Annotated in this window: 9 protein-coding genes; 5 read left to right on the top strand and 4 right to left on the bottom strand. The window is 39.2% G+C overall.

The features are described 5' to 3' along the window. Window positions 1–242 precede the first annotated feature (242 nt). The gene (locus AC570I_RS06720; RefSeq protein WP_497404858.1) at window positions 243–1,532 is read right to left on the bottom strand and encodes an aminopeptidase P family protein; all 1,290 of its coding nucleotides are present in this window, start codon (window positions 1,530–1,532) and stop codon (window positions 243–245) included. Window positions 1,533–1,704: 172 nt separating this feature from the next. Here AC570I_RS06720 and AC570I_RS06715 point away from each other — a divergent pair, with 172 nt between their 5' ends. From AC570I_RS06715 to AC570I_RS06695, 5 genes are all read left to right on the top strand, one after another. Next, entirely contained in the window at window positions 1,705–3,048 is a 1,344-nt protein-coding gene (locus AC570I_RS06715) for an OmpA family protein (RefSeq protein ID WP_047800049.1), read from the top strand. Window positions 3,049–3,146: 98 nt separating this feature from the next. Further along, the gene (locus AC570I_RS06710; protein ID WP_316798843.1) at window positions 3,147–3,284 is read left to right on the top strand and encodes a DUF6728 family protein; all 138 of its coding nucleotides are present in this window, start codon (window positions 3,147–3,149) and stop codon (window positions 3,282–3,284) included. A gap of 13 nt (window positions 3,285–3,297) precedes the next feature. Continuing rightward, window positions 3,298–3,678: a RidA family protein gene (locus AC570I_RS06705; protein WP_047800050.1), complete on the top strand. Its 381-nt coding sequence runs from the start codon at window positions 3,298–3,300 to the stop codon at window positions 3,676–3,678. A gap of 160 nt (window positions 3,679–3,838) precedes the next feature. Beyond that, the gene (gene recG / locus AC570I_RS06700; protein WP_497404857.1) at window positions 3,839–5,944 is read left to right on the top strand and encodes an ATP-dependent DNA helicase RecG; all 2,106 of its coding nucleotides are present in this window, start codon (window positions 3,839–3,841) and stop codon (window positions 5,942–5,944) included. A 90-nt stretch (window positions 5,945–6,034) separates the two neighbouring features. Then, window positions 6,035–7,315 (top strand): MFS transporter, encoded by a 1,281-nt coding sequence (locus AC570I_RS06695; RefSeq protein WP_231582685.1) that lies wholly within the window; start codon window positions 6,035–6,037, stop codon window positions 7,313–7,315. 57 nt (window positions 7,316–7,372) lie between these two features. Here the strand turns inward: AC570I_RS06695 and AC570I_RS06690 are convergent, their stop codons facing one another. The 3 genes from AC570I_RS06690 to AC570I_RS06680 all read right to left on the bottom strand — a co-directional run bounded on the left by AC570I_RS06690 (window position 7,373) and on the right by AC570I_RS06680 (window position 12,637). Then, window positions 7,373–7,591 carry a PLDc N-terminal domain-containing protein gene (locus AC570I_RS06690; protein ID WP_231582686.1) on the bottom strand — a complete coding sequence of 73 codons (219 nt, stop codon included), beginning with the start codon at window positions 7,589–7,591 and terminating at the stop codon, window positions 7,373–7,375. 15 nt (window positions 7,592–7,606) lie between these two features. After that, the gene (locus AC570I_RS06685; protein WP_497404856.1) at window positions 7,607–9,355 is read right to left on the bottom strand and encodes an ABC transporter ATP-binding protein; all 1,749 of its coding nucleotides are present in this window, start codon (window positions 9,353–9,355) and stop codon (window positions 7,607–7,609) included. Between the two features lie 105 nt (window positions 9,356–9,460). Continuing rightward, window positions 9,461–12,637, bottom strand: coding sequence for a TonB-dependent receptor (locus AC570I_RS06680; RefSeq protein ID WP_497404855.1), 3,177 nt, complete (start codon window positions 12,635–12,637; stop codon window positions 9,461–9,463). Window positions 12,638–12,704: the final 67 nt, after the last annotated feature.

Here is a 12,704-nt window from a genome sequence, read left to right as displayed (position 1 = left end):
AAGTGTGATACTTTTTTTAACCCTTTGTTCGTACCTGGTTAACACCTTGGTAACCTTTTCTGTACCCATCCTTAACCTTTTCTCTACCTATTGCTTACCCTACGTTAACCCATTGTTAACCTATTCTTAACCCCCAGGGTTAAGAATAGGTTAACAAATACTCAACAAAAGGTTAATCTGGAGATCATGAAGTAGCATCATTAATAGTTACAATGCTCACCGTGTCAAACGGCAACAAGGTATTATCCGTTCATAATGTCCTCAATCTCCTCAGCATCCAAAGGAATATCAGCCATTAAATCGATATTTCCATTTTCAGTGATCAGAATATTGTTTTCCAGGCGAATACCGAGTCCTTCTTCAGGGATGTAAATGCCCGGTTCCACTGTCAATATGTTTCCGGCTCCAAATGGCGTATACCGCCCTGCAAAGTCATGTACGTCTATTCCCAGATGATGGGAGTTGCCATGCATAAAATATTTTTTATAGGCTGGCCATGCCGGATTCTGGTTTTTTACATCATCCGTTGCTATTAACTTCAGCTTAATGAGCTGCTCTGTCATTAATTCCCCAACTTGTTCGTGGTAAGTATTCCACACTGTCCCCACCCCAATTAGTTTAATTGATTCTTTCATCACATGATGCACAGCCTTGTAAACGTCTTTTTGTCGTTGGGTAAATTTTCCGTTCACCGGGATTGATCTGCTCATATCCGCATTGTAGTTGGCATATTCTGCTCCAAAATCGAAAAGAATCACATCACCATCCTTGCATTCCTGATTGTTATCATTGTAATGAAGAATATTTGCATTATGCCCAGAAGCAATGATAGGGGTATAAGCATGCCCTGTTCCGCCCTGTCTGATGAACTCATGGATAATTTCTGCCTCTATCTCATATTCTTTTACGCCAGGTTTTGTAAACTTAAGTACCCTGATAAAGGCATCTCTGGTAATGGCAGCTGCTTTTTTGGTGAGTTCTACTTCCACATCAGATTTCACTGCCCTCAATTTCCGCATAATTGGAGCTGCTCTTTCGAAATGATGCAATGGATAGTTGGCCTTCATTTTGTCAATAAACCTGATATCCCTGTAAGGGACAGCATGGGCATATCTATCGTTTTCGTTTGTGTTTAAATAAATATGGTCAGCATAATGAACAATACTATGAAGTATATTATCAAAATCTTCTAGCCAGTAAACCGACTGAATACCGGAAGCACTCTTTGCCTGCTCTTTTGTATATTTATATCCTTCCCAAACTTTGATGAAATCATTGGTCTGTCTTAAAAACAGGACTTCTCTGTATAAAGGATTAGGACAATCTGGGTATAACAGTAATATTGTCTGTTCCTGATCGATGCCTGATAAATAAAATAAATCGGGGTTTTGCTTGAATATAAAGCTTTGATCACCGCTCCTGGGGAACTCGTCATTGGCATTGAATATAGCTAATGAATTGTTTTTGAGTTCTTTAGTGAAGTTTTTTCTGTTTAATATAAATAATGACTGATCAATAGTTGGATATTTCATAAGTAAGGTAAATTTAAATAAGAAAATGCCAAATGTAAGAAAATGATTATTCAGGGGGAAGTTTGGAACGGAGTTTGTATAAATGTTTGAAATTTTAAATATTTGTTTAATTTTGCGATTACTAAAAAATTAATCAATTAAATTGTTTAACCCTTAAAAAAGAAAAAAGATTATGAATTATTCTACTTTAAAGAAAAGTGTTGCGCTTTCTTTAGTGGCATTAACAGGAGTAGCTTCTCTTGCTGTCGCTCAGGATGCTCCTGCAACTACTTCTTCTGCCAAGGTATTTGGCGGAAGGGCTCAGTACAGAACTTGGTCGATCGGTGTACACGGTGGTGTTTTAATGCCAGTTGTTGCTATCGGTGGATCAAATGACTTCAACAGATGGGATGCTAACTTAGGTTACGGTTTAAACATCCGTAAGCAATTAGGTCACTCTTTCGGTTTAGAATTAAACGGAACACGTGGTAAACTTTCAGGTACTAACGAAGGTATCACTACAGGCGTTAGAGAATTCGAAACAGAATTACAATATGCTGTTGACTTACGTGGTGTAATCAACGTTGGTTCAATCGATTTCTTACGTCGTGAGAATTCAGTTGGTTTCTTCGTAACTGCGGGTGGTGGTTTAATCGCTTACGCTCCAAAAGTAACTTTAACTAACGGAACTGTTATCGACTGGAAAGGTAGAGCTAATGGCCCTGCTGATGACAGACACGATGCTAAAGATTACGTAAAAGGTTTCTATATTCCAGTTGGTGCTGGTGTTAAATTCAAAGTTTCTGAGCGTGTTAACTTTAACTTAGGTTACACTATGAACTTTGTTGATGCTGATAACGTTGATGGAGTTTATGCAAAAGGAACTACTAAAGATAAATATTCTTACGGTTATGCTGGTTTAGAATTCTCTTTAGGTTCTTCAGCTAAACCAAGCTTAGAGTGGACTAACCCATTAGCTACTATGTACGATGAGTTAAAAGATCCAACTTTACGTCAAGAAGTTGAAGCATTGAAAAACCGTGTTTCTGCTGTTGAGAAATCTGTTGAAGATTTGAAAAAAGATTCTGATGGTGACGGTGTTGCTGATCAATTCGACAAATGCCCAGGAACTCCTGCAGGTACTGCTGTTGATGGTTCAGGATGTCCACTTCCAAAAATGGATACTACTGCAGCTGCAACATCTAATGTAACTGGTTTCGAGAAAATCGCTTTTGATTTCAACTCTTCAGTTCTTAAAACTGAGTCTTATCCTACTTTAGATAAATTATCTTCAACTTTACGTGAAAACGGTGGTAAAGTAACTGTAAACGGTTACGCTTCTAGCGAAGGTACTGCTGCATATAACTTGAAGTTATCTAAAGACAGAGCAAACTCTGTTAAAACTTACTTAGTAAACTCTGGCGTTAACGCTAGTCAAGTTGCTACTAAAGGTTTAGGCGAAGCTAATCCAATTGCTTCTAACGATACTGAAGAAGGTCGTATCCAAAACCGTCGTGTTGAAACTGCTAGAAACTAGTATTTCAATATAAAAGTTAAAGAAGAGTCCCGATGAAAGTCGGGACTTTTTTTGTGTCTTTTATTTTCCATATAACGCTTTTTAGCTAAGTTTGTGTAATGTACTTCTTCAGAAAAAAGGATCCTAACAGGCCAACAAATACGAATATTAAAATTATGCATTTTATCAATGCACTGGCAATTACGATCTTTCTTGCAGGAATTATTTACAAGCTTATTCAGTGGCTAAGTCACTAGTCAATTTCATCTTATGAAAAAAATAATCAATACAACAAATGCGCCCGCTCCGATTGGCCCATATAGTCAGGCCGTGCAGGCAGGAAACTTTTTATTTATCTCCGGGCAGATTGCGATTAATCCTGAAAACGGTGAATTAAATCTAACTAATATCGAAGAGGAAACCCACCAGGTGATGCGTAACCTTAAAGCTGTTTTACTTGAAGCAGGTCTAACTTTCGAAAACGTAGTGAAGTCGAGTATCTTTTTAAGCGACATGGGCACTTTTGCGCAGGTTAACGAAGTGTACGGGCAATACTTCAAATCAGATTTTCCAGCTCGTGAGACTGTTCAGGTTTCGGTATTACCGAAAAATGTTAACGTAGAAATCTCTGTTATAGCTATTACAGGTTAATACCTGATCACTTTTTTGGCAGGCATTATTTTTCCCATAAAGGGAAATTAATGCCTGTTTCTTTTTATTAAGAATTTTATCCATTTGCTTTTGCTCTTGTTGATGCTTATTTTTAACGGATATTGCTAAAAAATATAGTCAAACCGCAGCAATAACTATTTTGCAAAATTCAATTTTAGATACACGTATAGAGTTTATTAAAGGCGTAGGACCAAGTCGCGCAGATGTGATGAAGAAAGACCTTGGTCTATTCACATATCATGATCTGCTTGCCCATTATCCTTTTCGCTACATTGACCGTACAAAGTATTTTAAAATTAATCAGATTAATCCAGATTCCACTTATATCCAGATCATCGGCCGGATAGTGAGTAAAAAGGTGATCGGGGATAAAAGAGCAAAACGTATTGTTGCTGTTTTTAAGGATGACACCGGACTAATGGAACTGGTTTGGTTCCAGAGTCTGAAATGGGTAGAAGATCATATTCTGGTAGGCGCCGCATATGTCGCCTTTGGGAAACCAACGCTGTTTAATGGTACATTTAGTATCTCTCATCCGGAAATGGAATTGTACCAGAACCGGTCGGTAGGGAGAGGTAACCTGACCTTACAGCCGGTGTACCATTCTACAGAGAAGCTTAAAAAATTTATGCTTGATTCGAAAGGCATTCAAAGGCTTATCGCCGGTTTGCTCGATCAGGTGATTCCTCAGGTTCCTGAAACTTTACCTGCCTATATTTTAGATAAGTATCAATTGGCCGATAAAAAAACGGCTTTACTAAATATCCATTTCCCTAAAAACCAGAGTGAGTTAAATGCTGCGGAACGCCGCTTAAAGTTCGAAGAGTTATTTTTCATCCAGCTGCAGTTGCTGCACAACAAACATTTGAGGCAACTCAAATTTAAAGGGGCAACTTTCGATAAGGTTGGAGACAAGGTTAACAGGTTTTATAATGAATTTCTTCCTTTTGAACTCACCAATGCACAAAAGCGTGTAGTAAAAGAAATCAGGATAGATACACAACGTGGCGTGCAGATGAACAGGCTTGTTCAGGGAGACGTAGGGAGCGGAAAAACAGCCGTGGCCTTAATGAGTATGTTATTAGCAAACGATAATGGCTATCAGGCCTGTATGATGGCGCCTACGGAAATTTTAGCCCGTCAGCATTATGCTTCAATCGTAAGCCTGGTTACAGACGACCTGGTTAAGGTGGCTATCCTTACGGGAAATACCAAAAAGAAAGAGAGAACGCTTTTACATGAGCAGCTTGAAAACGGTGAAATTGATATCCTGATCGGAACACATGCTTTAATTGAAGATAAAGTCAAGTTTAAAAATCTGGGCCTGGTGGTGATTGATGAACAACACCGCTTTGGCGTTGAACAGCGGGCCAAACTTTGGCGGAAAAATATCATTCCCCCCCATATATTGGTCATGACTGCTACCCCAATTCCCCGTACCCTGGCTATGACGTTGTATGGTGACCTGGATGTTTCCATAATTGATGAGCTTCCTGCCGGCAGAAAACCCATTGAAACAAAGCATTTGTTTGAAGGGCAACGCTTGCGGATGTTTGGTTTTATGAAACAGGAGATTGCCAAAGGGCGTCAAGTATATATTGTTTATCCCCTCATTAAAGAAAGTGAAAAACTCGATCTGTTGCATCTTGAAGCCGGAGTAGAACAGTTGAGCTACCAGTTCCCCCGTCCCGATTATCAGATTAGTATTGTACATGGTCAAATGCATAATGCCGATAAACAGTTCGAAATGCAACAGTTTATTGATGGCAAAAGCCAGATTATGGTGGCAACAACGGTAATTGAAGTTGGGGTAAATGTTCCCAATGCATCGGTAATGGTGATCGAGAACTCTGAACGCTTTGGTCTTTCTCAGCTCCATCAGTTAAGAGGACGGGTTGGCCGTGGTGCAGAGCAATCGTTCTGTATTTTGATGAGTGGGAACAAATTAAGCAAGGAGGGTAAAGTACGATTGGAAACCATGGTGAGAACCAACAATGGCTTTGAAATCTCTGAAATTGATTTACAGCTACGTGGTCCGGGAGATATTACCGGTACGCAGCAAAGTGGCGTGTTGGATTTAAAGCTCGCTGACTTAGCTAAAGATCAGATTGTGCTTTCAGAAGCCAGAAATACAGTCATTGAAATTTTTGCTGAGGACCCTCAATTGGAAAAGCCTGAAAACAGGATCTTAAAAATTCATCTGCAAAAACTGGAGCGGGGAATTTCCTTTGATAAGATATCTTAATCATCATCGCACAGTAACGTTTATAATAGTATTTTGATTCCATTGTACTTTTAGTTTTTCAAACCTTAGTTTTGCAGAAACATTTTTCCAGTGGCAGATTCAGACCCCAATCCGGTTGTAACAAAACCCGACCCCTTTGCAGCCTTACGATATAGAGAATTCAAATCGTTTTTAGGTATGCGTTTTTTCTTTACGCTGGCCTATCAAATGCAGGCCGTGGTTATCGCTTATCATATTTATGATTTAACTCATGATCCTCTAAAGCTTGGTTTAGTCGGACTTTGTGAAGTAATACCGGCAATCTGTATCGCCCTTTATGGCGGCTACATTGCTGATAAAAGTGAAAAAAGAGGGCTATTAATCAGGATTTTTTCGGGCGTGTGGCTAGCATCAGTGCTGATGTTGTTCATTACCAGTGAATACCTCCACCTGAAAGAGGATTTGATAGTTTTGATTATGTATGGATTGGTTTCTTGTATCGGTATTGCGAGAGGCTTCTTCGGTCCGGCTACGTTCTCTTTAATGTCTAAAATTGTTCCTAAAGAACTGTATCCGAATGCGAGTACATGGAGCACCAGTAGTTTTCAGCTGGCTACGGTTATCGGACCATCATTAGGAGGTTTAGTAAATTGGCTTTGGGGCATTACCGCGGCTTATACTGTAATCGTTTTCTTTGTTTCCGTTGCTTTAATTTGCATATTCACCTTTAAAAAACATCCGGCTACCTATCTGCCAACACAAGATATTTTTAACAGTTTAAAAGAGGGTATTCAGTTTGTGTTTAAAACCAAAATGATGGTTTGGGCAATGAGCCTGGATTTATTCTCGGTGTTTTTTGGAGGAGCTGTGGCGCTGCTGCCCATTTTTGCCAAGGATGTTTTCCACCTCGGCTCTTTCGGTTTGGGGATGATGCGTGGTGCGGCATCGTTGGGGGCAGTAATTACCATGCTGGCCATGACACGGTTTTCACCAATGGCAAAACCATGGCGGAATTTACTGATCGCAGTTACAGGTTTTGGCCTGAGTATCATTTGTTATGGCCTGTCAAGAAACTTCTACCTTACATTGTTTTTCCTGTTTTTAGAAGGCTCTTTCGATAGTGTTAGTGTGCTTATCCGACAAACCATTATGCAATTGCTTACACCCGACGAAATGCGGGGAAGGGTGTCTGCGGTAAATAGCATGTTTATCGGTTCATCAAATGAAATCGGGGAATTTGAGTCGGGACTTACAGCAAAATACATGCGCCTTGTACCTGCTGTGGTTTTCGGAGGAAGTATGACGATTGGAATTGCCTTTTTCACCTGGCTGAAAACAAAGCCACTTACTAAGCTCAGTTTGCAGGATATTAATGAGCAAACAACTAACTAATAAAGCCAATTTTATAAAAATCCCAAAGGCTTCCAAAGTCTTTGGGATTCCCTGGAATTAGAATTTCCTGTTTTTGCCCCAGATCAGGTAAATAATCGAGCCTAAAAATGGAGCTAAAAGAATAATAATAAACCAAAGTATCTTTACCGGAAACACCATTGATGTGTTTCTTGATATGTGATAGAGCGCAGTGAGTATCAGGGCTAGCCACAGTATGGCCGCCAGGATAATAATCATTCCGATCTGGTTACTTTCGATTTGTGCTATCAACATCATTTCCTGTTTTTCTTATCATTCAACAATCCTCTCGCCAATTTGTTGGCGCCACATGGCCTGATATAAACCATTTTGTGCAATCAGCGCTTCGTGTTTACCCTGCTCAATGATATTGCCTTTTTCCAGCACGTAAATAACATCTGCATGCTTGATGGTTGATAAGCGGTGCGCAATTAAAATGGTGATGTGATCGGTCAAGTTTGAAACGGTTCTGATGGTTTTGGTAATTTCTTCTTCGGTAATCGAATCAAGTGACGAGGTTGCCTCGTCGAAAACCAGGATATCTGGCTGACGGAGTAGCGCTCTTGCTATTGATAAACGTTGTTTCTCTCCACCAGAAACCTTTACTCCACCTTCTCCGATTAATGAGTCCAGTCCTTTATCTGCTCTGGCTAATAGCGTCTGACAGGCAGCCTGGTTCAATACCTTGAAACATTCTTCATCGGTAGCAATCGGATTTACAAATAATAGATTCTCTCTGATGGTACCCGAAAAAAGTTGCGTATCCTGCGTAACGAATCCGATTTTCTCTCTTAAAGCATCAAGATCAATGTTATTGCTAGGCGTTCCATTGTATAAAATTTCACCTTCTTTGGGTTGATATAACCCTACCAAAAGCTTCACTAATGTCGTTTTGCCAGATCCCGATGGACCAACAAAAGCAATGGTCTGGCCATTATGGGTTTTGAAAGATATGTTCTCCAACGCATTTCTGTTTGCGGTTTGATGCTTAAAGCCAACATTGCTGAACGTTAAATCTTTTATCTTCTGGATAGAGATAGGATTTTCAGGCTTTTTGTCAACCGGTGTACTTAAAATCTTTTTGAAGTTGCCTAAAGATACCTCTGCTTCACGCCAGGCGAGGATAACATTTCCAAGCTCCTGAAGGGGACCAAAAAGGAAAAATGAGTAAAAAAGAAAGGTTAGGTACTGACCTGCTGTAATCGAATTATCAAAAATCAACAACAATAAAACCAATATCATTGTGCTGCGAACCAGGTTTACAGTTGTACCCTGTACAAAGCTCATGCTTCGCACATATTTTACTTTTTTAAGTTCCAGACCTAAAATTTTGTAGGTGGTTTTATTCAACCTATCGATCTCCTGATCAGCTAAACCTAAACTTTTTACCAGTTCGATGTTTCTCAATGATTCGGTAGTGGAGCCAGCCAGCGCTGTTGTTTCACCTACAATAGAACGTTGAATGGTTTTGATTTTACGACTTAAAAACCAGCTCACGAAACTAATAAGCGGAATCGCGGTGAAGTAAACCAACGTAACCTTATAGCTAATGGAAACCGAATACACGATAACGAAGATCATCCCGATGAGGCTCACAAATAAAATACTGATAAAGGAGGTAATAAACTTTTCAGAATCTAAACGAACCTTTTGCAGGATACCCAGCGTTTCACCGCTGCGCTGATCTTCAAAAACCTGATAGGGTAATTTTAAGGAATGCTGTAAGCCATCGGCATACATTTTAGCACCAACCTTTTGTACAATAACGCTGGTAAAATAATCCTGAAAGTTCTTAGCAATACGCGAAACCATTGCCGCACCAATGGCAAGACCGATTAAACCCAGCGAACCCCAAAGGTACTGGCTATAGGTTAATTTATCTTTTTGATTAATAAAACGATCTAGAATTCGTCCTGTGATATATGGATCTAACAGTGAAAAGCCAATATTTACACCTGCAAGCAATAGCGCAAGGGCCACAATCCACTTGTGGTTTTTCAGGTAGTCTAATAATAATCCCATTAAAGTTTTGTTGTTTGTTAATGCAAACATAAAAAAAGGGAACGGATAAAAATCCATTCCCTTTTTTTATGACTTTGCAGAAAGATACAGCGTATCTTTCAATGTTTAAAATCCGTATCTCAAACCAATTTGCGCTTGCCAAGGGTTTCCGGTTGGCGTTACGATACCAGTGTTGTTTAAACGGTAGTTGTAATTCGAGCTTGCAGCATCAAAGCCGGTAACAGCATATAAAGCCTGCGTACCTAAGGTTTCTGATGTTCCCCACGTTTTCTTAAATAAGTTTGCTACGTTAAACAAGTCGCCAGAAATTTCTACCTTTTGTTTCTTGCCAAATTTAATCTCATAAGCTAGTCTCAAATCAAATGTACCGTAGAAACGGTTTATACCACCATTACGCTCGGCAAATGTGCCTTCATATTTAGTGATATAATCTTTTAAGCTCTGGCTTGCAGCACCATTATCAAGTAATGTTTGTAAAGCAGTTCTAAGCGCAGCCGGAACATTTGCATTTGATCGGTTGAAGATGTAAGCTAAATCATTGGTTGCTACGAAATCACCATTGGTATTTCCTCCAGATAGTAAACTGTATCTTGTACCGCCAATGCCCGAATAACGGATACCCGCTTTAATACCGTAGAATGAAGGTAAAGTTCCGAAAACAACTACTTTGTTTCTAAACTGGCCATTTGAATAAGTCATTTTACTTAAGTCGCGTGGGTCATCGATAACAGGTAAAGATAGTGTTGCAGAATTGGCTACGTTACCATTATATGAGGTATTATCTTTAGTATCATTCCAGGTAAAACTCGCTGAGATTTCCCCGTCTTTAAAGTATCTCCATGTACCATCTATAACAACAGCAAATTGATTTACTTTACCTTTACTGTTCATTTCCAGTACTCTGCCAAATAAATTCGTTAAACGGCCTGTTTTCCAATCTGTAACTCCGTTACTCGCAATAATAGTATTTGCAGGTACATATACGCCTCTGTTCCCTTCATTTGACAGCCTGAAGAAAGGATTGGCAACCATATTTCTATCTACATACATGTAGTTATTACGTGCTAATGTTGCATAACCGGTAATACCAATTCTTATTCTATCATTTATTAATTTATTATATGATAGGTTAGCTTTATACACTACTGGTATTTTTGCGTCCTCAGCATAAGTATTGATGGTAGGAATTTGTAATCCTGGTAAAGTTGGCGCTGTAGCGGTTCCATTTCTGTAACCAATAAAGTTTGGAGTAGGAACGCCTGTGCCTGTAACGTCAACCGTTGCAAAGTGTTTACCATCAAATGTCAGGTTATTAATGGTTACATAATTGTTCACATCCGATCCGAAAATTCCGGCTCCTAAACGTACATAATCAGTATGTTTTTCATTAACGTCCCAGTTAAACTGAATACGGGGTTGAATTAAAAATTGCTTTAATTTATGATCTGTTCTTACCCCAATGGCATTAAAAAGATCCTGGTTTAGCGGTGATGTTGGGTATTTGCTATAATCTAAACGTAAGCCCCCTGTAAAATCTAAACCTTTACCTAGTTTAGTTTGCATCTGGCCATAAATTGCCGTATTCCATAACTTACCAACAACTGTCGGATCGGCAACTAATGGAACTTCTCGGTAATAACTGATTGGGATTAAATTGTCGAAGTTTTGTAAAGCAGTTTGCCTGTTTCCTGCTGCTACAGTACCCGAGGTGTTAAATGTAAAACGGCCATTCACTTCACTACCATACAACGATTTTGCATGAGTATACATCAGGTCAACTCCAAAAGTATATTTGATTTTATCGGTGTTGTAGTAAAAATTATCTACTAATTGGAAAACGTTATTGGTAAAACCCTCTTGTCCGAAACGGTGTCCGCCAATTTGAACTGCTGTTGCCAGTGTAGCTCCGGTTGGTGATGTAGATTCTAAGTTAGAAACCACAGCCCTTGGGATGGCAAAGCCTAGCTCATCATTTTGAGTACTGGCCTGGTAGGTGTATAAATGCTGCAGTTTTAATTCGTTGGTAATTTTACTGCTAATGGTAGAACGTAAAGTAGCCAATAAACTATTATCCACATTTTTGTCATTGCCATAACTTTCATAGAAATTAATGGCGGTATTGTCAGCTAAACCTAACGGATTTCTGTCGTTTGTATAGTTATCTCTAACGGTTAATAAATTCTTATCGTTAATCTGCCAGTCTAAGCGAAGAAATCCGGCGTCAGTACCTCTTTTTTTAGGGAAAGATCCAAATTGGGGGGTGTTTGCTACACCATATTTGGTTTTTGCTACAGCTAAAAAATTGTTCAGGGTGCTGTTCGTAATATTAAAACGAGCTATATCTGCATCCGAACTAATATCAGCAATAATTAACGGGCGGGAATCTCTCTGATGATCCCAGGCTGCAAAATAATGTAATTTATCTTTTATTATCGGTCCGCCTAAGCTAAATCCATATTGATAAGTAGAGAAATCGTTCACTCTTTTATTTCCTCTGATGTCGTAAGTACTGGCTAAGAAATCGGCTCTGTTATAAGCGAATGCACTACCTGTAATTTCATTTGTACCAGATTTCGTTACGGCACTAATTGTTCCACCGCCTGAACGGCCTAAACTTACATCGTATTGATTGGTTACTACTTTAAACTCACGTACACTTTCAATGGAGATGGAATAGGGTGCACCACTACGGCTGGTTGTACTTCCTGCTGAAGTTGGGTTTTTTGCCGTCATACCGTCAATTGTAAAGTTAGTAGAAGAACCTAACTGACCAGAAATTCCCCCAGGACCTGATAAAGGTGATAAATCTGTTAAACTCGAAAAGTTACGTCCATTTACAGGTAATAAGTTCATTGTTTTTGATGAAATTTCTGTAGAAGCACCAAATTGCTGTACTTTATTTCTTAATGCCGAACCATTAACTACGATACCATCAAGGGTTTGGGCGTCTTCCTGCATATTAACCGCCACACTTACAGCATCGCCCTGGTTAAGCATGTAGCCTGTTCTGTTTTGCTCTGCAAAGCCTATGTAAGTTGCTTTAACGGTATAAGGTCCGCCTAGAGGAAGTTCTTTAAAAGTATATTCTCCCTGAGCATTTGTTGATGTTCTGGTGGTGAAGCCTGTAGAATTGTTTCTGATTTGAACCGATACTCCGGGTATGGGCTTCTTCTGATTATCCGTTACAATACCGGATATGGATGCTTGTGTGGTTTGTGCAATTGCCGAATGAGTTGCAAAAGACAATAGTAGCATCACTGCAACTAGTAAATTTTTCATCATGATTAGTTCTGATTTTTATGATGCAAAATTGTTGTTGTAGTGTTAAGCTGATTTCTATTTTATGTTA

The sequence above is a fragment of the Pedobacter sp. A2324 genome, from assembly GCF_059693705.1.
This window is presented reverse-complemented; position numbering and strand designations above follow the sequence as displayed.

Excerpts from the sequence above, each read along its gene's own strand:
- AC570I_RS06720 (WP_497404858.1), bottom strand. The coding sequence starts at position 1,532 with ATGAAATATCCAACTATTGATCAGTCATTATTTATATTAAACAGAAAA.
- AC570I_RS06715 (WP_047800049.1), top strand. The coding sequence starts at position 1,705 with ATGAATTATTCTACTTTAAAGAAAAGTGTTGCGCTTTCTTTAGTGGCA.
- AC570I_RS06710 (WP_316798843.1), top strand. The coding sequence starts at position 3,147 with ATGTACTTCTTCAGAAAAAAGGATCCTAACAGGCCAACAAATACGAAT.
- AC570I_RS06705 (WP_047800050.1), top strand. The coding sequence starts at position 3,298 with ATGAAAAAAATAATCAATACAACAAATGCGCCCGCTCCGATTGGCCCA.
- AC570I_RS06690 (WP_231582686.1), bottom strand. The coding sequence starts at position 7,591 with ATGATGTTGATAGCACAAATCGAAAGTAACCAGATCGGAATGATTATT.
- AC570I_RS06685 (WP_497404856.1), bottom strand. The coding sequence starts at position 9,355 with ATGGGATTATTATTAGACTACCTGAAAAACCACAAGTGGATTGTGGCC.
- AC570I_RS06680 (WP_497404855.1), bottom strand. The coding sequence starts at position 12,637 with ATGATGAAAAATTTACTAGTTGCAGTGATGCTACTATTGTCTTTTGCA.